The sequence below is a fragment of the Bdellovibrionales bacterium genome (genome assembly GCA_016714165.1).
Lineage (GTDB): Bacteria > Bdellovibrionota > Bdellovibrionia > Bdellovibrionales > UBA1609 > JADJVA01.
On record JADJNU010000001.1, the window covers coordinates 941717 to 966084 of the forward strand.

A 24368-nucleotide genomic window follows, 5' to 3' on the forward strand; every position below is an offset into this window, starting at 1 on the left:
GCCTTTCCGGTCTTCACTTCCCCTCCACTTTCTTGCCCGCATCACGTACGACGACCATGATTTCCCCCGGACTTACCGAGAGCAGTTTAAGACCAACGGGAAGATTAAGTCCGCCGGGACCCAATCGAATCCGGTGTTTACCTGGCTCAGCATCCCAAAGATCGACCGTAAAGGGCTGATCCGTTTGAGCATACTTTTTAAGAACCATGCGAGGCCCCGAGAGTTGGACGCGAACTTTCTTTCGAAGATCATTTCCTACCACATAGCTGCTCTTTACCAAAACCTCGAGATTCAGGTCTTTCACGACAACAGAACTTTTTCTACCAAGAATGGTCACCCAAAGAACCAAGGTGACAAAAAAAGCGACGATCTTATAACTTGTGTCCTCGTTGAGGTGAAATTTTTTTTGCTTTTTGGCTGATCCGATCATGTCGGATTCCTTTCAACTTTCACTTTGAGACCAAATGTATCGTAGAGTGTTTGCCGAATCATGGAATGATTCACGTTAGGTAGAAATTGTCCGGACTGCACAATCCCTACCGACTTCTTTTCTTCGCTGACGACCAAAACCAAAGCATCGGTTTCTTCCGTCAAGCCAATCGCTGCTCGATGACGAGTCCCAAGATTCTTATCCAAAATGGGGTTTTTGCTCAATGGCAAAAAACAACCGGCGGAATAAATTCGCCCCTCTCTGATAACGACGGCCCCATCATGAAGAGGTGCTGCGGGATGAAACAGAGAAACCAAGAGCTCGGCATTGACCACCGAATCCATCGGAGTTCCCATCTCCACAAAGTAATCCAGTGCAATTTCTCTCTCGACCACGATCAAAGCGCCAAAGCCCTTCTGCGCCATCATCACCACACCCTTGGCAAGCTCCTCAACGATATGAGTTTCTTCGACACGACTTGCCCCCGAAAGAAATGGATTGGAGCCTATCTGAGCAAGTGCTTGCCTGATTTCTGTCTGAAAAAGAATCACCACGATAAGAAAAAGATTGGAGAAAAACTTCTCCAAGAGCCAATTAAAGGTCATCAGCTCAAACCAAATACTCCCAAGATATGCGATGGCTAAAATTCCCAAACCAGATAGAATTTGCACGGCACCAGAACGTTTGGTGAGGTGAAGAATCCGGTACACCACAACCAAAACCAAAAACAAATCCAGCAGGTCCATGAGACGAAGCTGAGAGAAAATTGACGTCATGTTGTCTAAAAAATTTTGTAAAATCGACTTCCTCACTCACCCAATTATAAAGAAAAGGAACTCTAGGCCGTTACCGGCCCCGAACTACCCACCGGATCGCGTTCGCCACTCTCCTTTGCCCTGAGCCGCTCCTCTTCTTCTTTCGTCTTTTTTGCATCTTCCTCAGCCGCTTGCTTGCGTTCCTTTTCTAAAACTATTTGCCGGTCTCCACGGCGGTCCCCAATCTCCTGAAGACCTCCCCCTTTAACCAAAATTGCGACTTCTTCCGCATCAATGGTTTCATGTTCCAACAACACCTCTGCCATTTTGTGTAGCGCAGCCATATTGTCTTTCAGAACTTTCTTTGCCAATTCATAACCTTCCATGACGATTCGATAAACTTCTTTATCAATCTCTTCGGCCTTGGATTCGGAGTAGTCACGCGACTGTGAGGATTGCATGCCCAAAAACACAGGTCCTTCCCGACGTTCAAGGGCCAATGGTCCCAATCGCTCACTCATTCCCCATTCACAAACCATCCTTCGCGCCAATTCAGTGGCCCTTTCAATGTCATTGCCAGCACCCGTCGTTGAGTCATTAAAAACCAACTCCTCAGCCGCTCTTCCTCCGAAAAGAAAAGCAATCATGCTCTGCGCTTTTTTCTTTGAGAGACTCAGCTGTTCTTCCTCTGGAAGGGTTTGAGTCAAGCCAAGAGCCATTCCTCGAGGTATGATCGTTACCTTGTGAATGGGGTCCAACCACGGCACGACTTTCCCAACCAATGCATGTCCCGCTTCATGATATGCTGTTATGCGTCTATCACTCTCGCTGATCACCATAGATTTGCGCTCTGATCCCATCAGAACTTTATCTTTGGCCTTTTCAAAATCATCCTGTTCGATTTTGAGTTTATTGTCGCGGGCTGCTTGCAAGGCGGCTTCGTTCACGAGGTTTTCCAGATCAGCTCCTGTGAATCCGGGCGTTCCTCGAGCAATTCGATCAAGATCGACGGCGCCAGAAAGAGGCGTCTTTCGAGTATGAACTTCGAGAATCTGCCTTCTGCCATGTAGGTCTGGCTTATTCACCACAACTCGTCGATCGAATCGACCAGGCCTCAAAAGAGCAGGATCCAAAACATCAGGACGATTGGTTGCTGCAATGAGGATGACCCCATCGTTGCTCTCAAAACCATCCATTTCCACAAGAAGCTGATTCAAAGTTTGCTCTCTCTCATCGTGACCTCCGCCCATTCCAGCCCCTCGATGACGACCGACGGCATCAATCTCATCAATAAAAATAAGGCAGGGGGCATTTTTTTTGCCCTGCTCAAACAGATCGCGAACCCGGCTTGCTCCCACTCCCACAAACATCTCCACAAAATCAGAACCAGAGATCGTGAAAAATGGAACATTCGCCTCTCCAGCGACGGCTCTTGCCAGAAGTGTCTTCCCGTTCCAGGATGGCCCACAAGCAAAACACCTTTTGGAATTCGACCCCCTAGACGAGTAAATTTCTTGGGCTCTTTCAGAAAGGCCACAATTTCTTGAAGATCCTCCTTGGCTTCCTCAACTCCTGCAACATCTCTAAAGGTCACTTTATTTTTGTTTTCGGTAAGAAGGCGAGCCCGGCTCTTTCCAAAGCTCATGGCCTTCCCCCCACCCACCTGAATCTGTCGCATAAAAAACATGAACATACCGACGATGACGATCAAGGGAAGCCAGTTTAGAAAAACAGAAGTCATTAAAGAATTATCAGAGCCCACGTATTTAGGCGTGATTCCGTGTTCTCGCACAATCTTAAACCCGTCAGAGTCTACGTTCCCTAAAATTTGAAAATGACGACCCGAATATTTGTCACGAAACTCATTTTTTACATCTCCCTCGATCTCACCCGAATCCTTATTAAAGGTGACGGCATCTATTTCTCCCGCTTCCACGGCCTTCAAAAATTTGGGATAATCAAAATCACGAATCAAAGTATGGCGCTGCGCCTCATACATCTGAAACAACAATATTGCCACGACCACGAGCATCGCCCAGAGGGCCAAAGTCTTTTGGGATGAACGCATGAAAAACTATCCTTTCCTAACTACTACCTCTTCGGCAGAATAACACTCCCAGCGAAGTGTCTCAATGCTTTCCTCACTCGTCTTCAGACCGGATCGCCACGAATTGCTCTGCATCAACCATCCAGTCCCACTTTAAGACTTTGAAGCTGAATGTTTTTCTTTTCGTGCCTAGCCTCTTAATAATCTCATCGATATGACTTTGGCCGTAGCCCTTGATCCCTCGCCTTCGAAGGTATGAGGCCATTTCACAGCGCTTTTCTTCCAAAGTCAGAAGACCAAACTCCTTTCGATTTCGGAAAAGAAATTTTTCGCCGTTTTTCTCTTCCACAAAGTCATCCCTCGTCGCAGGACTGAGAGCACTCAGAGACCTTGCTCCCCCGTAAGCCTCTCTAAAAATCCTGTCTAAGGAGCGACCCAGATTCCGTGTTCCACCTTGGTGCCTCTTTTCGAGAGAAGGAAGCCAGCTTTCACGTACCCAATTGCGAAGGAAGTCCTGATTTTGATTGCTTGGATCATCCATCCACTCCAGGCATTGCTGACGTGCGTAATCACTGAGTTCTCGACGAGAGCAGCACAAGAGGGGTCGAAAAAGCCCATTTTGACAAATCTTCATTGCCTCAAGACCTTGCAGCCCGGTCCCCCTTATCAGACGAATGAGTCGAGTCTCGAGAAGATCATCCGCATGATGTGCCAGAGCCAAGTACACAGGGAGGCCCGTCTCGATTGAACTCTCCTGCTGCCATTCTCGCAAGCACTCGTAGCGAAAACTTCTCATATCAGCCTCAGAATCCAGCAAACCAGGACCCTTCCCGTTCGCATCTCGATGCTCGTTTCCCTTCTCGATATCCTCCAATTTTAGATTGGAAAAAAATCTCTCTCCCTTCTCCAAGGCATGCTTTCGGACAAACTCATAGGCCCTCCAACGAAATCGCCCCTGACTCGACTCTGCTATTCCGTGATGAACGTGAGCAACACCAAGTTCAAAACCCAACAGGACTTTTAGTCGGCTCATGACCTCCCACAGGACCATCGAATCTAAACCACCAGAGACAGCCACTAACACGAAAGATTTTCGTTTCTTCAAAAAGCGCAGTTCGTCCAAGACTCGATGATCCAAGGCCGCCAGGGGCTTTTTACGCAGTCGCCTTTTGTTGGTGACCTCCTTTTTTGGATCTCGAATTTTGCCTTTTTTTCTCACCTTAATCGTCCAAAAAAAATAAATAAAATAACAATAGCAACGAGAACGATCCCATTTTTTATTGGGGTGTTTCCGGTCACCACTCATTATCTAAGGTTTAGACGTCTGACTACAGATTTTGTCACTAATGCAAGATGAGGTGCGTAAGAGCCCATTCTGAGTACGCCATCCACCCGCAAAGTGAGAACTCGTCTATCTCTTGGCGGGCCAGTGGGCGCAGAAATTGCTTTCTCTTCATCTGAGCTATTTAACAGTCGTCAGTAGAATTTATCTGAAGGCAGGCGATCTAGAGTGAAAAGCTGTCCCCTAAAAAAACTCGTCTTTCTTTGCGGAGTGATTTTCCTCTTTCCATTTATTGGACAGGCTGAAATGCTCTCTTCTGCCGAAATCCTCACACAACTAAAGGATATCAAAAAAGGCCATCTCATGCAGATGTCCATCGCTCAAAAAGGGGTATGCAAGATCCTCGATCTCCAACCTATCCCCTCCCCCAACGCTCACTCACAAAAGCCTAATCCCAAAATAGTTCTGAACTCTACAAAAGACCTCAAACAAACTGAGCTTGAACTGTTAGCCCTGATTGAAAAGCAAAGTGAAACCCAATTGAGACTCGATTTTTTCGACCGACTCAGTTTTCAAATTGAGAGCAAGCTCAAAGATCAGGACCTTCGTTCGTTTCTCATACAAGTTCTCAGCGAAATGAGCTCCTCGGAAACCTTGTCTGCTGATGAAAATACCAGCTTATCGAGGTTCCTGAAGTACCTCAGCAAAGCTTTGCAATCGGTACCCGAACCCACCGAGAATCTGATCAATTTTATTGAAATTTATGTGGAAGTTTCCACCATCTCTCACCCGATTCCACCCGTAGTTCGTCAATCTCAGGCATTACTCTAACGGAAGAATAAGCCTCACCTCCAAACCTGTCACTGCGGAGGAGGCAGGAGACTTGACCGAAGAGCAAATAAACTCCATAGAATTGGAGAATTCAACGGATACACCCTCCGGCCAGGTTAATGTTGAAAAAATGTATGAACCGACAAATAGACAGCTCATTTTGGACCTGCGACCAGCAGATAGGCTTGGTACTCACCAAACTCTTCTTTCAATTGACCATAAAAAATGAACGAATTTAGAAATTCTGAGCGAAGGTCAGCCAAAAGGTCTGGGCCATGGACACGAAAAGAACCAATGTCAATAAGGACCAAGCAAAAATTTTGTACCTGCGGCCTAATCGGTACGCTCGTCGAGAAAATCCCCATCCAACCTGGGACTGATTATATCCCACTGTCTCAGAGATTGAGCTCATTAAAAAACGAGAAGACAACGAAAACAGCAACACGTAAAACAAAAGAAGGATTCCATTAACCATGCCTTACTCATCGACGCTCTTTTGAGAAAACCAAAGTCCAGTTGTAAGATCGATAAATCAGATACGATCACTTATCCTGTCCGCCAAGCTTTTGATCTTTTTGGCGGCTCTATTTCTCGCCGGATTTTTCCTTTTTAATGACTTCAACTTCCGCACTTACTCTGAATTTGTGTTCTTCAACAAAACGCGAAGCTTCGGACACAAAATCAATTTTGCTGATGATTTTAACAACTTCATTTCCCACTCGATTCAGCAATTCCTCTTTGCTCTTTCCGGCCCCCTGAACAATCATATTCAGGACTTCCTTGGGGAGACGCACCTCGTTCAGATAAGTGCGTATACTCTCTTCCGTCATAAAGGCGGCCCCAATTCCCGCAGAGACCAACTTTTTGAGAGCATCTCCAAGACCGCCCGATCGCGTCTCACTCTCTTTGCTCTCTCTCTCTCCCGCATGCGCTGCACCACTCCTGCCTTCGTGCCCAACCCCGGCCCCAGTTCGTTCTCCGTAAGCATGAGATTCGTAAAGAGAGTTCTCCTCCCCATCAAGGGAGCCGGTGTCCTTATCTGCGATCTCATGGTCTCTCATGGCTTCATCCGCCGCGGAGGCATCGCCAGACCCCTCTTTTATTCTGTAATCTGCGCTCTCTCTTTGTTTATTTTTTGTTTTATTTGCCATATAGCTCACTCACCCGCTGTTTATATGAATTCATCATATTCGGAAGATTGACATTGACCAGCGCCTTTGCAATTGGTCCCGGAACAAACAACTTAAACTTAGCCTCAACGCCGTAGGTCGCCCGGGTCTTTCCCGCAGCATCCTCAATTTTCCAGAAGCCGTTTGATTCCTTAAATAGATCACCTGAATCAAAAGTCCAGCGGATCCCCTTTTTAGGATCTTCGGTGATCCATAGCCGATAGGAGAAGTTCTTGATCATATAAACATGAAACTCAACCAACTTGCGATTCCCGTCAGTTTCGACAATCTCACACTTGGTGACCTCTGAAAGAAATTTATTATAGTTGGGATAATCCGAAATGATTGCAAAAAATTGAGACGGAGTGCAATCAAAAATCTCTGTTGTTTCAGCGCCAGCCATGTGATCCCCTTTTTTCAGATTTCAAAAACAATAGCGGGATTTTAGCTCACTGACAAGCGTGGATACCGTCGTAATCAAGCGGGTTCACTTCACTTAAGGCATCCAGAAAGTTCTTGTTCAAGTTCCTTTAATGCAGCGACAAGCTCATCAGAATTCCTTTTCACGATCTGAGAACTACCAGTCACATTGACCGAAGTATTGTGAATAGGAGCAAAGGATCCCTTTTGGATAAAAACATTGTTTCCTTCAAGTGGCTCCAGGTCTTGATACCAAACGCCCATGATCTCCCCCAGGTCGGCAAGATACTTAAAAACATCTTCCCCATTTTGGGCGCTCAGATCTGTCAATTGCCTCAGTCGAGTTTGGAGTGTCGAGCAGGCATCATTTTTTTGCTCCACCTGTCTCACATTTGTCCTCAAAATGGCATGGCTTTGTAAAGCCTTTGGGACCAAAGCCGTCTCTGCCCTGTTTTCTTGGCAGGTCAACAGAGTCGCTGCCAATGCCAAAAATCGCGTCCACCTCATTTTTTTCTTGAGCATCCCCCTATTCCCCTTCCTTCAAAAATCCTCCTTCAGAATATGAACCTCGGGAACCAAGAGCAAGGATTTGAATGCAATTTTCATCCAAAGGCCCCGGGCGACCAGACCTTGCCACCCTCTCCCACGTGTAGCTTCATTGGCAAAAGACGCAGTGGCGCTAAGGCGCTATGAGTCAGATCACGGGCATTGGTATTTCTCTTATAAGCACGCCGTCTGGTGAAAACAAATGGAACAGCTTTTTCTTTGTCGCTCCTTAGCCGCTCCTCAAATACGTTTTTGTAGCGTGCGCGGATAGTCCCAAAAGGAGACCTAAAATTGGCCCTTCAAAGGGAGAAGGTGACTAAATTGGGAAGGACCTTGGCTTACCGAAAAAAATGTCGCTAGCAGATGAGCCTTTGTCGATTTCTGATGGAGAACAGATTTAAAAATTATTTTTAGCAATGGCATTACCTTTGCAGTCAATGGGCCCGTAATCCAGTTTTTCATTTTTTTCCTTTAGAACTGGAATTCTGATTCCTACTTTAGGCGATCAAGCGAGCGGGAGATCAAATTGTGGTCAACAAACGAAAAAGCACGCGGAGAAATGAATGAAGGCCGCTGATCGGAATTGGACATATTGGATCTTCCGAAGATGGAATGAGTGCCCCCGATCGGTTCTAGGAGCGCGCCTCTTGACAGTGGGCTTGGCTTTCTTTTTTTTGACGGGATTTTATGGCTGCTTAGAGGATAATGTTGGAAGACCTCTGACAGGCGGTGAAAACGTTGGTAGTGACGATCATTTGATCGGGTACGTGGACACTCGGGCTGGTACGGGAGGATTGTTATGGGCTTCGGGCCACACGACCCCCGCTGCGATGGTGCCTTTTGGAACCGTAAAACTTGGACCAGATACAAGTACTTTTAACGAGATCACGAGTTCTTCCGGATACCATTACGGGGACATCGAAATTCGGGGTTTTTCTCACTCTCGTTATTCTGGCACTGGCCTTAAAGAAGGCGGAAACTTTCGGATCATGCCGGTTGAAAAAGCTATTTCATTTAATGAAATCAAAAATCAAAATATGATTTTTCGGCATCAGTCAGAAATGGCAATGCCAGGGTATTACATGGTTACCTTGCAAAATAAAGATATCAAAGTGGAACTAACTGCCACCCAACACGTGGGTGTTCATAAATATACTTTTAACAAGGCAGCCAATCCGCATCTTATTGTCGACTTGACCAGCCACTTAAGTAAGGGCGGTAGGGTTGAAGATGTTTCTGCCGAGGTTGATATCGCTAACTTTATGGTTCGAGGAAAAGCCAAGTTGTTTGACGACGTTTCTACCCGTTATGGTGGCTTGGATGTTTATTTTGTTTTAAAATCAAAGCGACCTTTCACTCATCGATTTTTAGGATCTCAGTTTGGTGAATCGCGGGAGAGCAAAGCCACCACAACTAAAGAAAAGCTTTTTATCGATTTATCATTTTCAAATGAAAAAAATACCGTCAAAAATGGAAAGGACGCAACTGGTGATCCAGTAATGATTTTTTTGGCGATGTCTTACGTCAGTCTTGAGGGTGCAACGGAAAATCTTCAGAAAGAAGTTCTTCTCAAGAGAGATCCCAGTTTTGGTGATTTTCGCCGAGAAGCCGAAATGAAATGGGAAGAGATTCTCGGACGAATAAAGGTAGAGGGAACAGATGAAAAGCTAAAACAAATTTTCTATTCTAATCTCTATCGTAGTTTCCTGATGCCAACAATTGTGAGCGATGAAAGTCTACAGAGTCCTACCCAAAATAAGTACTTGGGATTTGATAAAAAAATTCATGAAGCTCAGAATTTTTCTTATTACTCTGATTTTTCCCTTTGGGATACCTTTCGAACTGTGCATCCTCTGTATAATCTGATCGCTCAGAGAGAACAGATAGACATGGTTAAATCACTTGTTGCAATGGGAGAACAGAGTGGGCGTATGCCGCGTTGGTCGGGAGTGGCAGGTCACGGCGATTCGATGCTTGGGTTACCGGCCAATATCGCTATCTCTGAGTCCTATTTGAAGGGTTTGGAAATACCTCAAAATACGGCATTGAGAGCTCTTGAATTGATGACCCGTATTTCGAATCCCATTTCCTCGGTGGCGCAGCCGAGCAGGATTGAAGCCACAAACAACCAAGCGGGTGATGGAAAGGGCAGGGAGTGTTTAGCTGAATATACTGAAAAGGGTTACTGTCCATCGGATGCCAAGACAAACTCTGTTTCTTATACTCTGGAGTATAGTTACTCTGATTATGCAATCTCACGCTTGGCCAAGGCTCTCAATAGAAATGATGTTGAGGCGTACTACGCGCAACGCAGTCAAAATTACAAAAATACATGGAATTCAATCAGATTTGCTTTTGTTCCTCGTGCCTCTTCAGGCGTATTTGAGTCCTCTTTTGATTTGGCTGACACATCCTACATGAAACGAACTAAGTCAGCCACGCATTTTGCCGAAGGAAGCGCGAATCAGTGGCGGTGGTATGTACCCTACGATCCAGAAGGACTCATCAGCTTATTTGGGCCAGACACAAACTCACTTCCTATCGCTAGAAAGAGGTTTGCCGATGCCTTAAATGAATTCTTTTTAAATGCAGATGAGAAAAAGGGGGGAGCGTATCCGGGACCTTATTACTGGCATGGCAATGAACCAAATATTCAAGCCGCCTATCTGTTCAATGCTGCCGGTCGGCCGGATCTAACTCAAAAGTGGGCTCGCTGGATTATGGATAATAAATATTCCAGTGATTCCAAGGCACTTGATGGCGACGACGATGCGGGCACCTTATCTGCCTGGTACGTATTGAGCGCCATCGGTATTTTTCCTTTAGCCGGTACCGATCGGTATATGATTGGTTCGCCTATTTTCCCTTCAATAAGCCTTCATGTCGGGAAATCAAAACTCAACATTCGAGTCGAAAACTTCGCACCAGATAACTTGTATGTTGAGAGTGTTTCTATCAATGGACAACCGCTCCGATTTCCTTGGTTTGAGCACTCAGCTATCGCACAAGGGGGTGAATTGGTCTTTAGAATGAGTCATGATCCCACTCCTTGGCAAGGCGGAGAAAAATGGTGATGCGTAGGCTGATGATTGGTATTGATCGAATACTTCACTACTCGGTGAAGCCTCTGGCGGTGTTGATTTCAGTCGCTGCTCTCGTCGTTGCCGCCGCAGATGACAATCCAACGTCTGAATTTCGCTATAAGGCAGTGAAAAGAAGTGCAAGGCCCTTTACCCGAATTGATTTAGGACTTGGATTTCCGAATCTTGTTTCTTTTGATTTGAGTCGCCGCGTTTCGCTTCATTCTTGGTTAGGCATGGGAGTTGGAACTATTCCAGTCTATCTGTTTGTACCTGAATTACAAAAGCCTCCGTCACGGGTCTGAACGAGGTTTACGATATGACCGTTAACCCTCATGCATATGCGTTTTCGTGGAGATCATTTTATCGCGCTTACACTGAGGGAGAAAGATCATTTTTTTCTTTTAACCTTGATATTTTGTTTATTGACGCCGGCGCCACAGCAGAGCTAACCAATCGTGATACTGGTCGTTCTGCAAACGTTGCCAAATTGGATGTGACTTTAGTGCAACCAGTGCTCACCCTTGCTCTGGGCCATCGCCTGATTGATGGCGAGAGTTTTAACTTGGAGGGAGGGTTTGGTATCAGCTTCTTGCCTCGCAGCGTGATTAGCACGCGGGTAAGGGGGAGTTTGCCGGCGCTCTTGGATGTTATGCCTGAAGCTCGCGAATCCATTTATGACGGAATGGATGATGCCAAAGCTGATTTAGCCAAGGTATTGAGTAAGAAATTTGAAAGATTCTCTATTTTGCCGGCTATTTTTATTCAGGCACATTGGTGACGACCAAATTTGATTTTCAAGGTTCATTTCTTTTTAAAATACAAATGATATTTGAATTGAAACCATTGAATGAGGTTTTGCAGGAAAGGATTGTGGGCTCCACAGGATAATTTCGCCACCAAGGGCAACCGATTGGGTCCACCAATATAAATAGCCAATATTTGCCGACACAAAGCTAAAGTGGAGATCCGGCGGGGATTCAAAAAAAGCCGAGTTGTAAAGTTCCTGATCAAAATTAACCAAATTATATCGAAGCACCATGTAGGGTTCTGAACTGCTGAAAAGGTAACTCACGATGCCTCCTGCCGAATAGGAGAGTTCACTTCCTCCCAAAGCTATCCCAAGGAGGGCAGCGAGAGATATCCCGGTGTTTTTTCCGCTATCGATAAAATTGTGCTTAGAGTTTATGGTAAAAGTGTTAAGTTCCGTTTGAATCCCTAGGTCCCAGGACGGGGTGAGGCCATAGGTCAAACGAACAACAGGGGTTTGAACTACAGAACTATTTCCAGATTCAAGATAGTTAACCAAAGTCGAGTCAATCCGATAATGCCCTCGTCCCAAGCTTCTGGCAGTTCCACCGTTAGTTAATGGACCGATAGCGCAACTGCTGCAGCCGAAACAAACTAAAACAAACAAGAGTCGTTTAAATAGAAGACGGCTGCAAAGGGTCAGTTCCGTTGGTGTAATCATGTGAAGTTAAACCCCTCGCAGCAGTTGATAGTTTTCTCACCATCCTAACAATTCTATCCAGTTCTGTCTCCAAAACTCATAGAGGGTTTTTATCTTTGGACTTTGTTTGGTCTCGCTGACTCACATCAATCGCACCAAAAACCAACTCAAAAGGGGGCCCCTCCCTCCCACGTCACTCGGTGTCTTTTAATTCAAAGCAATGCGCAAAAAAATTAACTCCTCCGGTGACCTTTCTCGTCCCATCGTCTCAGTTCTAGACGGATCTTTTTTCCAGTCCTTTCAGGGAAAAATCTTAACTATTTGTTTTTACTCTATTTTTCATGAATCAAATTCCGCTTCTGCTTGGGCCATGGCTTGCAATATTTACAGAGCATGTCCCCAGAGGAGGGCGCAGCAAGCCTTTTGTCTGGGATAAAACGAGGAAGTGACTTGAAGAAGGAGACGGCTCATGGGACCGCGTGAATCGAGGAATTACGTGCGAATAGTTTTGATTCTCATTTTTGGCGTGGCCATTTTGGCTCTTCCTGCCTGTCAAAAATCGAAATTCAAGAAGGACGGGCAAACCAGAGATCGACGAATTCTGCCAGACCAGGACTCCTCCCGTCCTCCTAGCCCACCCGTTATACCCACCTCCCCTCAATCAGCCTATTACCAACATGTTCAGCAAATTGCGAGGCCGCGCCACACGACTCCAGATGACCGCGAAGATGAATACAGCGACGAGGACGAACCCAAAGAAGGATACATCCCTCCGCCACCCACTCCTGAAGTGATTCAGCAATTCACCCACCCTCATACCGTTGTCGAGGGCCGCCAAAGATTTGTCACCTACGAAGGGCAGCTCCTACAGACATGTTCTCAACCTGGCTGCACACCTCTGCCTCCATCGCCACCTCCTCCCGTGTTGCCACCATCCCCCCCTTGCGAAGAACTAAAGCCACCTTGCGCTCCAGCTCCACCTCCAGCGCCCGCCCCTCAACCAGCTCCCCACAGACCCGAGCCAATGGAAAGAGAAGAGCTTCCGCAGTTTTCTGAACGAACAGAAGTTTTTAGCCAGCCTTCACGTCCGCCAACCAATCGAGTTGATATACTTTTTGTCGTCGATACTTCTGATTCCATTCTCCATGAGAGACTCTCAATTGTTTCCCAAATTCCCGAACTCATTAAGCAGCTCCCCGGCACCCGTGAAGGTGTCGATCAAGTGAATTATAAAATCGCGGCTCTCGCAGCCCACAGTCCAAACAGTCGCCTCTCAGGAAGGTTGTTCTCAGCTGAAGCCAAAGACCCGCTCGTTCTGGGAAACGTGGGACAGGCTCGCATGAATATCGACGAGATCACAGGAGCTCTTCAATACAAGATGAAATCAATGCCTGGAGAAAGAGGATTTGATGCCGGAGAAATGGGCCTCTTGAGTCTCAAGCAATTTTTGGATAGCGACCAACTGCAGGAATTAAAGGCCAATGACCAATTTATGCGTGAAGATGCTGTTTTGATGGTTGTTTTTATCGCTGATGAAAACGACATCTGCCACCACTACAATAAGGAAAAGGGTGAGGCGCCTAAGTACGATGAAAAGGTCCATAAAAACGCCAAGGCAGTCGAGCTCTTTGGCATTCCAGGCTTTGACCCGGTAGAAGTCGAAGCCTACAATCGATTTTGTGGTGACTTGGGTGTTAACCCTGAAATGACTGTCCTTGATGCGCTGAAAAGGCAGAAGAAAAGTGCAAGCTTCAGCGTCTCGGGAATTGTCTATGTCAACGAAGCGCTTGTCCCTAACAAAAAACAAATGCAGAACGGTACCGATCGCTATTATGATGAGAACGAAATTGGGCGCGGCTACCTCGACCTGATCCAATTGGCAGGTGGATTTCCAGCTGAACTCGCCAATGGGACTTACAATGAAGCCATGAAGTCCATCGGCAAATTGACTAGCCACACGATGAGATTTCAAACCGTATTTCGGCTGCCTCAGGATGAAAGAGTTGTAATTCAATTAGGTTCTGACGGCAAACCTTTTCCGCGAATGAAAGTTACAATTCGACGAAGTTCAGGTCAGACAGTTGAATTAGGTCAAACAGCTACTTTTTTTAATCAAGCCAACAATGAGGTCCAAGTCAACTATGATGCTCAGCCTGATGACACGATTACGATATCCTACCAAGTTGAAGTTGATGCTCAGAGTGGAGCCAAGTCTCCTGGTGTATCTGGTGGCTCGCTCTATCCGCCCGCTGCCGGCAATGGGGCACCACCCCCACCCTATGCTGACGGCGGCAGTCCCATCGATGGTTTTCCTGTCGAACCGCCACCGGGTAACCAATGGCCTATTGAAACTCCAAGTCCAGATGGTTCAGACCCTGCCGGCACTGGAGGAGATCTCAGTGACGGCAACAGAGGAGAACAAAAAATTCGAGACACGGCTGACCCTGGCCCTGGTGAAGGTCCGATGGATAGTGATTCTGCTGGAGCAGCCCCTATCGTTCGTCGTGGACCGCCGCCGCCTAAAAAGGCAGCCACTGCTAATAAGGGTGGTGGTGCCACCCCCGCGGTCCCTCCAAGACAAAAGCCGGCTGCGCCTGCGAATCCTCTTCCCAACCGCCCGGTATGGGATACTGGCGACTCGAGTCGCGGCGGGGATCTTTGAGATTGTTCGCCAAGCCGATGATGGCTGGCGGTGACCAATGTCTGTCGCATTCCACCTCAATCCCTCCTCAGAGGAAGTCTACCGGAAAAACTTAAATCTACCGGTAGACTTTGAATTCAACTCGCCGGTTGCGAGATCGACCCTGGTAGTTTGTGTTGGGAGCAATTGGCCTTTCCTCGCCAAATCCTGAGGATTTTATTAGCCTAGAAGGCAAGCCAAGCCTTACGAGAGCCTTTTTCACTCTCGCCGCGCGCCGCTGACTCAGCTCAAGATTATAGGAAGCTCCTCCCACAGAGTCAGTGTGCCCCTCGATAACCAACTGCTTGAACCCGGGAGGACGCTTAAGGTATTCAACCATAGGATTCAATATCTTTATGAGATCCTCGCTCGCCTCGTCTGAATTAAATGCAAACAAAACCCCTCGCCCGATAAAAGTCTCCTTTGAGGCTGAAGGATCCCCTTCAAACGGATCTTCATCATCAGCCGACAACTCCACAACCTTATTATTTTCTGATCGCACAATTGATCCTTCTCTTTTAGATCCAGAAGAAAAAGGCTCGATATTCCAATTGAGTCCCGAGTAGATACGCCAATCGGGAGAACCGGTCCCATGACTGATCTCCGTTCCTCCTCCTGCATGAAAAGCCAATGTATGTGAAAGGTCTATTTTCATTCCAACCAAAAGTTCCATCGAAGAGAGATCTCTGTCGCTCGTGAATTCATCAGACTGAGCCGGAAAACTGGAAAAAATCTCTGCGATCAGTTTGGTGTCCCAACTTGACATCAAGTAACTGATCGCACCTGAAGCAATATATTGATTCCCGAATGGTTCCACAGGCACCCCAGGAATAGGATCGCCCGGGCTTCGAAAGCGGTATCCCAAATTAAAACTGTAGCTCGCCTCACCAGCGCTTTTATCCAAAACAAGCTCATAATTGAATGTGGGATTGGGATTTTGCCCAGAGAATGGGTTGTCTTCAATGCGATTGAAATTCATCAAGGCGACCATCGCCAATCCTCCCTCCTCTGGATCTCCTAATACTCTCAGTTTCGTGTTAAGCCTGAACTCGGTAATTCCCGCCGTCTCAAACTGTCCCCGAAATATTTCGCTGTCCACCGTTTGTTGATGAACTTGAGGCAAACTAAATCCCGCATCCCAATTTCGAGTCAAACCGACTCCAAAATTCAAATCGGATGAAAAAAGTGTGTCTACGATATCAGTTCTGCTTTGATTGGAGATATTTTCATAATTAGGGAGACTGTTTACGGCATAGTTAAGAAAAAATCCAAAATTAACGACTCCTGGATCGAGAGTCTTTGACGAATGGACAGTGACAAAGTCAAGACCGTCTGTGATGGGGTTGAAATTTTGGGTGTCTACGCCCACGACATTGGCTGTCGCTGCTGACGAAACAATCAGACCCAATCCCAGCAAAGCCAAGCATCCCTTAAAGCGTCCAGCAAAGAATCTATTCAAGCGTCCACTAAAGCTTCTCGTAAGGCCGCTAGTAAAGCCAAGTTTTCTCGGTTTCGAACTCATGCAAGGTCGCCCGCTCCAAAAAAATTTACCTCAGCTTAAGTTTAACTGGCCAGTGGGCACTGAAGGCAAGATCAGCTTGAACCGAAGGGCCTCAAACTGGACTCAAGTACTCCCAGGCTCACTCGTTTTCCTTTCGTTTCATTTGTCTTTTCTTGAGCGAGATTCGCCCCTGTGCGACCGGGCGAGTGGAATTGAACGAATCCGTGTCCCTCAAAAATCCTGGGATTTCTCGCCTGCCTCCGGAGGAGAAGTCTTTGGCTAAATCCTTTCGAACTTCGACGAGATTAAATCCTTTTATCTGAGTGAGATAGTCAAAAAAAGCTCTGGTCAGATCAAGGAGAGAAAGTCCGTAAGGAGAGGGAAAAATACCATCGACGTAATCAACCCACTTCCAAAACTCCCAAAAGACCGAAACCGGAGAGTTTGAATTCTCGTTAACACTCAGCCATTTGATCGACCGTATAAAGTCTCCACTGTTATGCACTCGGTCCCAGTATTTGGAAAATCGCTCCATCTTTCTTACTTGCTCCGACCCTAGCACACTCGTTTCCAATATCTGAAAGGGAGGCCGTTGTGAATAATTCATCTTCCACAATTGACTGTGCTGAACAATGGGCGTCCCTTTTAAACGCTTTAGAATCCCCAGCTGGATTTCGTCCGGACGCAAAGAAAATAACCGATCAAATCCATCTGCAAACGATGCGAGGGTTTCACCTGGAAGTCCAAGGATCAGATCCGCGTGAATATGCACCTGAGTCTGTTGCGTTAAAAAACTAAAATTATCTACCACCCTTTCCCAAATATTAAAGCGACTGATTCTTTTTGCTACTTCTTCATTCAAAGTTTGAAGGCCTATCTCAAATTGAAGGGATCCTTTCGGAAACTGAGAAATAATATCCCGAACTGCAGGAGGGAGACGATCAGGTACCATCTCGAAATGCAAAAAAAGATCCTCATCAATCCGCTCAAGAAAGAATCTCAGCACCCGATCGCAAAGATTTGCAGAAAGATTAAAGGTTCTATCAATAAACTTAAACTGCCGAGCGCCCCGCAAAAATAGTTTTTCCATTTCGGCCAGAAAATTCTCTACGTCAAAATGCCGAACGCTCTTATCAAGAGATGAAAGACAATACTGACACTTAAACGGACACCCGCGCGAGACCTCGACGCAAACATGGCGAAACTTCAGATCCTCATCCGTATAAAGATGATAAGGCAAACAGAGTTCGGTCAATTCCGGCAAGGGCCCCGTGATGACCTCTGGCTTTGAGGCTGACTTCCAAGACCCAGAAAAAACATTTCGACAATGCTGAGAAAAGAGGAGATCGGCCTCGCCCTGTATCACCACATCTGCCCACTCACAAATCTTTTGCCCATCGAGTTCGTGACTGACTTCTGGTCCGCCAACAACCAAGTGAATTTCGGGCGAATTCTGCTTAATTTTTTCCGCGATACACTCGACCCGCTCAATGTTCCAAATATAGGCGCCAATTCCCACTATCTTTGGGTTACACGCCAAGATCTCTTCAACTATGAGATCCGGATCCTGTTTCAGAGAAAACTCTCTGAGCCCCGTCTGAGAATTTAGGTCGCCCATATTGGCCCAGAGATAACGAAGACCCAAAGACGGATACTGATAGGTGGCATTAACTGCACATAGGAGAATTGGAGTTGTCACCTACACCACATGGGGATCAGCGCCCCTATCGTTTTTTAAACAGAGCTTCAGCAGCCGCACGAAGATCTTCTTTTTTAACCGAAGAAGCTCCGGTTCCATCGCCCACCTCAAAATGATCACAAAAATTTGCCCGCTTTTTTTCCAACACGACCTCTGCTGAAGTCTCTCGGCACTCATTGTAGACTTTCGAATCATAAAACCGACAATTTTTGCAGCAATGCGCATCGGCATGACAATGCTCACACTCATCTCGAATGCCCACTGATTCTACAAATTCAGATGATTTACCGCATTCAAAGCAAATGAGTTTAAGCAATGCCATTGACCTTCCCGCCTACCAAAGAGGTTTGATACTGAAATCATGATCAGCTTCGATCCTCCGGGTTGTACCCGTTGCCGATCTCATCACAATTGAATGGGTCGAAGCCCTCTGATTGGAGTAGTAACGAACCCCTTTGAGGAGGGGGCCATCGGTCACCCCTGTCGCACAAAACATAACATCGCCTTGAGCCAATTCATCGCGACCATAGGCACGATGAAGATCCTTGATTCCCATTCGAAAAGCTCTCTTTTTCTCCTCTTCGTTGCGAAATTGAAGGCGCCCCTGAAAGTCACCGCCCATACATTTAAGAGCCGCAGCCGTGATCACACCCTCCGGCGCTCCACCCACTCCCATTAAAAGATCAATGCCCGAGTCTGGCCAGCAGACAGCAATTCCAGCAGAAACGTCTCCGTCTCCGATGAGACGAATGCGCGCCCCCGTCCTACGAACCTCGCCAATCAATTGCTCATGACGTGGACGATCCAAAATCACGACGGTCATATCTTCAACATTTTTGCTTAGAGCCCGAGCGACCCGCTCAATATTTTCGGTCGGAGATAAATTCAAATCAATTGAGCCTCGGGCCTGCGGACCGCAGGCCAGCTTGTCCATGTACGTATCCGGCGCATGCAAAAAATTTCCTCTTTCTGCAATCGCAATGACAGAAATCGCTCCAACCCCACCTTTGGCACAAATCGTGGTCCCCTCCAAAGGATCAAGAGCAATGTCAACTTTTGGTGATTCCGGCGTGTTTCGGCCGACCTTCTCTCCGATATAGAGCATGGGGGCCTCATCCCTCTCCCCCTCCCCAATCACAACTGTGCCATTGATATTAACTGAATCGAAAGCGCGACGCATTGAGTCTACTGCTGCCTGATCTGCTTCCTTTTCATTGCCACGTCCCATGTATCGGGCCGAGGCGAGTGCTGCAAACTCAGTAATCCTCACAAACTCAAGGGCCAGGTTTCTATCCATGATTCATTCTCCAATTGGGCCATGAACTCCTTTTTGAGGCGAACAGGCTTAATTTTTTCATCAACAGGGACTAAAAGAGTTTCTCCAGTTGCAATACGCTGCTCACCAGTCTGAGAATAAATGGCATAGCGAAAGCGAATTTTCAATCCCTCCCTGCGAACAGTTACCGCTATTTTGAGGTCATCGTCAAAACGAGGTCCTTTCTCGTGGTAACAGTGAGATTCCAATACAGCAAAACAGACTGGGGCATAAGGAAAGTGATAATTCATCAATCCTCTTTCGCGTAACCAAGCAACTCTTGCCTCCTCAAAATAACGAAGGTAATTGGCATGATGGACAACACCCATGGCATCCGTCTCGCAAAATGCCACTTTCCGGAAAAGTACAAATAGATTCTTATTCACTCACAGCCTCAGATTCACTTTTAGACCCCTGCGACCTGTACAGGGTTTCCACCATTGATCTTATTTTCTCAGCCATCTGTTTAAGCACCATTTCAAGGCCAAATTCAACAAACAGTTGCGGGATGGGGAGTCTGTCGTATTCGTAAAGTGCTGTCATAGAAAACTCTGATTTTAGACGCTCAATGTCCTTGATTTCTACCACGCCCTTCATCCCGCTTAGAGTTCCGGCAACGACATGAAAGAGAATCTGACGTCGCCCCTTCAGTTGATCATGAAAAAAGATCTCCATGAGCATGCGGGCGTGATAGTCAAAGGCTGCGACATGCAAGAAAAGATGCTTCTGGCGCTGATTAAATGTGGATTCCTTCACGTACTGGCTGAGATCCTTCAGACGGTAAAATTCACGAATTCGATTTGATGAGAATTCAGGTGGTGCTTCAATTAATCCGGCCCCTGAGAGCTTTAACTGCCTACGAACCTGTTGACCCTTTTTCGAAACAGGAGGCAAAGAAACGTCCCTTGTCACAACGGAGACAACAACTGCCCTCTCCTCCCTCATCTGTTTCAAAACTTTCTCTTTGCGATTCCACCAGGGCAATGTTTCCATCCACACGGGAATAAACTCCTTTGGGCTCACTCTCTCCCATCCCGACTCAGGCCAGACCAAAGGCAAGGAAAGAGAGTCGTTCTGCTTAGCGTTACCAGACGAAGCAAGGCTCTCCTCAGCAATTGCACGAAGCCCCAAGCAAAGGAAAACAATAACCAGAGAAGCGCCAACAAGAACAAGACTCGCACAAAAAAAATATCGCGTCTCGGGACTCCTCACTTGAACCTCACTATGGAAGACTCTATAAGGAAACTCCTCTGCAAGTAAAGTGAGTCACCATGAATTCGCAGCATGACTGGAAAAAGTCGCTCCCTATGTGGGCGACGTACACTAGAATTGGTTTTACCCCCCTTATTGTGTTGAGCCTTTATCTCGATCGGCCTTGGAAGGGCTGGGCCGCCGCTTTTATCTTTTTTGTTGGTTCTCTGACCGACTGGCTGGACGGATATTGGGCGCGCAAATATCAGGCAGAAAGCGCGATGGGAAAATTTATGGACCCCATCGCAGATAAAATTCTTGTTCTTGGCGCCCTCATCATGCTTCTCAACGTCCACCGAGTTGATCCGCTGATGGTTATTCTCTTATTATCCCGTGACATTTTCATCGGCGGACTTCGCTCTGTCGCAGCGGCCAATAGAGTGATCATCTCGGCAAAGCCCTTTGGCAAGGGCAAAACGGCCATACAGATGATAGGAATTCCCCTGCTCCTTATTGACAATTCCCTCTTTGAACTTCCGACTCAGCAGGTCGGCTATTGGCTTCTTTGGATGAGCGTTGTGTTGAGTTTTGGATCGGGACTCCAGTACACCATTGGATACTATCGAGGACGCAGCGCCTCCTTATCGACAAACTCCCATCACCATATCGTAGACAAGCAAAACAATCCCACATAGGATTTTATCACTTTCACCTCGAGTTCGTCTCAGGTTGGCTTGAAAAATGAGGAGTGATCTTTATAAATGGATTGGCTTAAAGCAAATTTTTGGGAAATCAAACAGTCGTCGTCCCTCAGGTGGCTCGGTTTTCTTCTCGCCCTTTCTCATTTGATTACCTTTTTTCTTTGGACATCTCAAAACCATCTTCCTCTCATGTATTACGCTGAAGAAGCACCCATGTGTTGGAGCTTTTTTGAAAATTGTGGCATGATGAGATTTCTGTCTCTGGGACAAGTGACTTTCATCTATTATGTCTACCCCATCTTGGCGCTTCTTGCTGCCCTCATGTTAATTGGCCACCGTCTCTACGGAGGAGGCTGGTTCTTTTTGTTAATTGCATTTGGTCTCAAATCACTGCTTTACTTCCAGGACTCGCGACTAAGCAACAATGCCCACTATCTTCTGTTTGTCTGTCATATTATTTATCTGTTCATTCCACAAAAGAAGGCGATCCTTAAGTATCTCATCGTGTCCTTCATTGTGACCTCAGGCCTATTGAAGTTAAACGCAGATTGGCTTTCTGGGATGTGGATCCACCATCACACCGGATTGCATCTCAAGGTTTGCGAATGGTTAGCTGCTCTCTCGGCACTTGCTGAGCTCATTCTTCCTTGGCTGATCGTTTCTCGAAAATCCCAAAACGTAATTATCGGCTTTCTCTCGTTGGTTGCTTATTTCGTCGCTTATTTTTTATTGGCGATGCCTTTGGACCCTGTCTGCTCTCTCCTTTTTCTTTCTTTCTACCCGGCCTACTATATGGAACAACGTCGAGTCGAAATGGAATACCTGTATCGATCTTACATTCGACCGGAAGCAAGCCAGGCCTGGGTGCCTTTGATTCTTCTCATATTTTGGTCCCTCCAAGCCTTCCCTTTCATTAAATATCAAAATCCTAACGTCAATCTGATCGCAGAAACATTTGCCCTCCAGGGATATCCCGCAGCCGCCGAATGCTACCAGACAAGCTTCGCCTCTTTTGAAAATGAGACACGCGAGCTTGGAGTGGATCACAACAAATCTCAAGGAGAGAGCAGGGAATGCGATCCCTTTGTGCGCTTTCTGGATGTCAAAGCCCTTTGCCATCAATTGACTCAGCAAGCCGGATTTCAAAATATAGCCAGTTCCTTTGTCATTCGCGGGCTGAATGATAAGAAATTCAAGCGCATTTTCGAATCAAACGAAATCTGCAATGACAATATTAACTTTCGCACAGTGGGGCAATCGAAATGGAATCTGAATCTGGGCGATTGAATTGGCTTCTTAAACCTCTGTTTTCTATTTATCTCATGGTCTGTTTGTTTTTTTTGTTCAAAAACAATCCCTACCTTTATTCTACTGAGACTCTCAAAAGCATTTTTCAAAAAGAGCAGGAAAGTCTCGTTCACACCGTCCCGGCCATAGAAGGCCTCGAGGGCAAGCCTTCTGATTTGAACCTGACTTTTAATTGGCGACAGAACAATGGTCGAACTGGAACCTATAATGATCAGCTCACTTTTGGGCGAAAATATGGAAAACTCTGGATGAGAGACCTTTGGGTTAACGGAGATGAAGCTTTTAAAAAGGCCTCTTTCGTCTGGGATGACAGTGGCTATTATTTGACCGCTGGGGTTCCCCAGCTCGTAAAAACAGACGACAAGGGACAACTTGTTTGGAAATTGTCTCTGGCAAACCCTGCGTCCATTTTCAGAGCAGTTCCCATTTTAACCAAAACAAGAATGTACGCCACCACCACAGACGGCCGTATTTTTTGCCTGGACAAAGAGAAGGGAAGAATAATTTGGACATCAAAACCTGTCGATGAAATTCGAGGAGCGCCTGCATTAGTTGATAGCCAAATCTATTTCTTTGGAGTCCATGAGGAAAATCTCAAAAATAAAACTCATCTTTTTCAAGCTAATCCTTGGACGGGAATCGTAAAGCAAATTAGTGCCGAAGACGTTGGCTCTATTAACCCCTATCCTCCAACCATCAATGAAGAGCTGAATGCGCTCTATGTTGGCAGTGAAGAAGGGAATTTGTACGCAATCAATTACCAGTCAGGAAAACTTCTTTTTAAGACTTCCACTTCTGACAAAATTCTCTCCGCTATTCTGTTAGCCCAGAAGAGACTGGCATTTACGACAATGGACGGAAAGCTCGTTTCGGTAGATGCCCGAACAGGAGCTCTCGTCTGGGAAACAGACCTCGAATCGGCTTCCGAGACCACCCCGTCTTACGTTCCCACTTTTGATTATTTGGTTGCTATGACAATCAATGGTTATCTCCAGACCATTGATTTTAAAACCGGAGAAAAACAATGGAAGTTTCTCGCCAACAGCGAAAGCAGTACAAAACACCACACATTCAGTCTGCGGCTCAACGGACCTGCCATGGAAAGTTACGACCTCAAATGGAAAAATAAGGGCTACGTTATCTTCGCTCCTTGCGCCTCAAAAAAAATCTGCGTTTATAGCCCTGATCATGGAAAGGTTCTGGCGCGAATCCTTCTCGAGGGCGAAATGGCGTCTGAACCTATATTTGATGGAAAAGACTTCATTGTCACAGTCAAAACAGAACAAAATGGGGCGCTCAAATTGATGCGCATGGGTGAGTCGGGCGGGCACCTTTCCTCTCCGACCTCGCGAGCCTCTGAAGCTAAGATATCGAGTGAAGATCACAACGGCGGCTGATTGTCCGCTTTGTCGAGATCACCATTTTTTGGCAAAGTTCCGTTGACAAGTAATTGAACCAACCAGTAGAAATGACAGCTCAGTTATTTGATTTATTTGGTTTCGATTGAGTTCAGAATTTAGCTCCGAACTCTTGATGCGGGAATAGCTCAGTTGATAGAGCGTCGCCTTGCCAAGGCGAAGGTCGCGGGTTTGAATCCCGTCTCCCGCTCCATTAGTTTCAAACACTTAGACTGTTTTCAGTCGATAATCCCACCGAAACCGAGATTTCTAATGGCAAACAAGACCGCCGCGTCGGATTTATCAAGAGCTAAAGCTTCAGATTGGACACCGGAAACGAAAAGAGCTTGGATCCTGTCCCAGACTGCCGACCACTCAAGCAAAGGGACCCAATCAAATATGGGCTATAGACTTCATGTTCGACTATATCGAGCCAGGAAGACGGATTAAAACTATCGCTACTATCGATGAATTCGCACAACTCCCCCCCGGAGTTGTGGTTGATCAATCTATTCGAGGAATTGTGGGAGAAACTCTTTACCTGATCACCGATAAATCGCTGTCAA

At 46.4% G+C, this 24368-nt stretch carries 21 protein-coding genes, 1 tRNA gene and 1 pseudogene; 9 read left to right on the forward strand and 14 right to left on the reverse strand.

What is annotated here, in order from left to right:
• Positions 1–13 precede the first annotated feature (13 nt).
• The 4 genes and pseudogenes from IPJ71_04145 to tilS all read right to left on the reverse strand — a co-directional run bounded on the left by IPJ71_04145 (position 14) and on the right by tilS (position 4538).
• Complete coding sequence (locus tag IPJ71_04145; protein ID MBK7842875.1) at positions 14–430, reverse strand: hypothetical protein; 417 nt, start codon at positions 428–430, stop codon at positions 14–16.
• Positions 427–1230, reverse strand: a complete 804-nt coding sequence (locus IPJ71_04150) for a TIGR00159 family protein (protein ID MBK7842876.1) — start codon at positions 1228–1230, stop codon at positions 427–429. The genes IPJ71_04145 and IPJ71_04150 overlap by 4 nt, the downstream gene beginning before the upstream one ends.
• Positions 1231–1268: 38 nt before the next feature.
• A pseudogene (ftsH, locus tag IPJ71_04155) lies at positions 1269–3253 on the reverse strand (ATP-dependent zinc metalloprotease FtsH).
• A 73-nt stretch (positions 3254–3326) separates the two neighbouring features.
• Entirely contained in the window at positions 3327–4538 is a 1212-nt protein-coding gene (tilS, locus tag IPJ71_04160; protein MBK7842877.1) for a tRNA lysidine(34) synthetase TilS, read from the reverse strand.
• A 204-nt stretch (positions 4539–4742) separates the two neighbouring features.
• Between tilS and IPJ71_04165 the strand changes: the two genes are divergently transcribed.
• Positions 4743–5345 carry a hypothetical protein gene (locus IPJ71_04165; GenBank protein MBK7842878.1) on the forward strand — a complete coding sequence of 201 codons (603 nt, stop codon included), beginning with the start codon at positions 4743–4745 and terminating at the stop codon, positions 5343–5345.
• 584 nt (positions 5346–5929) lie between these two features.
• Here the strand turns inward: IPJ71_04165 and IPJ71_04170 are convergent.
• The 3 genes from IPJ71_04170 to IPJ71_04180 all read right to left on the reverse strand — a co-directional run bounded on the left by IPJ71_04170 (position 5930) and on the right by IPJ71_04180 (position 7456).
• The gene (locus tag IPJ71_04170) at positions 5930–6496 is read right to left on the reverse strand and encodes a hypothetical protein (protein ID MBK7842879.1); all 567 of its coding nucleotides are present in this window, start codon (positions 6494–6496) and stop codon (positions 5930–5932) included.
• Complete coding sequence (locus IPJ71_04175; protein MBK7842880.1) at positions 6486–6917, reverse strand: SRPBCC family protein; 432 nt, start codon at positions 6915–6917, stop codon at positions 6486–6488. The genes IPJ71_04170 and IPJ71_04175 overlap by 11 nt, the downstream gene beginning before the upstream one ends.
• An 89-nt stretch (positions 6918–7006) precedes the next feature.
• Positions 7007–7456 carry a hypothetical protein gene (locus tag IPJ71_04180; GenBank protein ID MBK7842881.1) on the reverse strand — a complete coding sequence of 150 codons (450 nt, stop codon included), beginning with the start codon at positions 7454–7456 and terminating at the stop codon, positions 7007–7009.
• Between the two features lie 671 nt (positions 7457–8127).
• Here IPJ71_04180 and IPJ71_04185 point away from each other — a divergent pair.
• The 3 genes from IPJ71_04185 to IPJ71_04195 are packed head-to-tail and all read left to right on the forward strand — an operon-like array spanning position 8128 to position 11341.
• Entirely contained in the window at positions 8128–10554 is a 2427-nt protein-coding gene (locus IPJ71_04185; GenBank protein MBK7842882.1) for a GH92 family glycosyl hydrolase, read from the forward strand.
• Positions 10554–10865 carry a hypothetical protein gene (locus tag IPJ71_04190; GenBank protein ID MBK7842883.1) on the forward strand — a complete coding sequence of 104 codons (312 nt, stop codon included), beginning with the start codon at positions 10554–10556 and terminating at the stop codon, positions 10863–10865. The genes IPJ71_04185 and IPJ71_04190 overlap by 1 nt, the downstream gene beginning before the upstream one ends.
• 14 nt (positions 10866–10879) lie before the next feature.
• Positions 10880–11341 (forward strand): hypothetical protein, encoded by a 462-nt coding sequence (locus IPJ71_04195; protein ID MBK7842884.1) that lies wholly within the window; start codon positions 10880–10882, stop codon positions 11339–11341.
• 33 nt (positions 11342–11374) lie between these two features.
• Here IPJ71_04195 and IPJ71_04200 read toward each other — a convergent pair whose 3' ends face one another.
• Positions 11375–12031, reverse strand: coding sequence for a hypothetical protein (locus IPJ71_04200; protein ID MBK7842885.1), 657 nt, complete (start codon positions 12029–12031; stop codon positions 11375–11377).
• A gap of 448 nt (positions 12032–12479) precedes the next feature.
• Between IPJ71_04200 and IPJ71_04205 the strand changes: the two genes are divergently transcribed.
• A complete protein-coding gene (locus tag IPJ71_04205) occupies positions 12480–14672 on the forward strand; it encodes a hypothetical protein (GenBank protein ID MBK7842886.1) in 2193 nt (730 codons plus the stop codon).
• A gap of 97 nt (positions 14673–14769) precedes the next feature.
• Here IPJ71_04205 and IPJ71_04210 read toward each other — a convergent pair whose 3' ends face one another.
• From IPJ71_04210 to IPJ71_04235, 6 genes are all read right to left on the reverse strand, one after another.
• A complete protein-coding gene (locus IPJ71_04210) occupies positions 14770–16212 on the reverse strand; it encodes an OmpA family protein (GenBank protein MBK7842887.1) in 1443 nt (480 codons plus the stop codon).
• Between the two features lie 118 nt (positions 16213–16330).
• Complete coding sequence (locus tag IPJ71_04215; GenBank protein MBK7842888.1) at positions 16331–17890, reverse strand: DUF4080 domain-containing protein; 1560 nt, start codon at positions 17888–17890, stop codon at positions 16331–16333.
• A 25-nt stretch (positions 17891–17915) separates the two neighbouring features.
• Entirely contained in the window at positions 17916–18212 is a 297-nt protein-coding gene (locus IPJ71_04220; protein ID MBK7842889.1) for a hypothetical protein, read from the reverse strand.
• Positions 18213–18224: 12 nt separating this feature from the next.
• Entirely contained in the window at positions 18225–19187 is a 963-nt protein-coding gene (glpX, locus tag IPJ71_04225) for a class II fructose-bisphosphatase (GenBank protein MBK7842890.1), read from the reverse strand.
• Entirely contained in the window at positions 19157–19591 is a 435-nt protein-coding gene (locus tag IPJ71_04230; GenBank protein MBK7842891.1) for an acyl-CoA thioesterase, read from the reverse strand. The genes glpX and IPJ71_04230 overlap by 31 nt, the downstream gene beginning before the upstream one ends.
• Positions 19584–20417 carry a hypothetical protein gene (locus IPJ71_04235; protein MBK7842892.1) on the reverse strand — a complete coding sequence of 278 codons (834 nt, stop codon included), beginning with the start codon at positions 20415–20417 and terminating at the stop codon, positions 19584–19586. The genes IPJ71_04230 and IPJ71_04235 overlap by 8 nt, the downstream gene beginning before the upstream one ends.
• Positions 20418–20476: 59 nt before the next feature.
• Between IPJ71_04235 and pgsA the strand changes: the two genes are divergently transcribed.
• The 4 genes from pgsA (at position 20477) to IPJ71_04255 (ending at position 24016) form a co-directional block, all read left to right on the forward strand.
• Positions 20477–21091 (forward strand): CDP-diacylglycerol--glycerol-3-phosphate 3-phosphatidyltransferase, encoded by a 615-nt coding sequence (gene pgsA, locus IPJ71_04240; GenBank protein ID MBK7842893.1) that lies wholly within the window; start codon positions 20477–20479, stop codon positions 21089–21091.
• Positions 21092–21157: 66 nt separating this feature from the next.
• Positions 21158–22384, forward strand: coding sequence for a hypothetical protein (locus IPJ71_04245; GenBank protein MBK7842894.1), 1227 nt, complete (start codon positions 21158–21160; stop codon positions 22382–22384).
• Entirely contained in the window at positions 22360–23802 is a 1443-nt protein-coding gene (locus tag IPJ71_04250) for a PQQ-like beta-propeller repeat protein (GenBank protein ID MBK7842895.1), read from the forward strand. The genes IPJ71_04245 and IPJ71_04250 overlap by 25 nt, the downstream gene beginning before the upstream one ends.
• A gap of 138 nt (positions 23803–23940) precedes the next feature.
• Positions 23941–24016, forward strand: a tRNA-Gly gene (locus IPJ71_04255).
• Positions 24017–24368 lie beyond the last annotated feature (352 nt).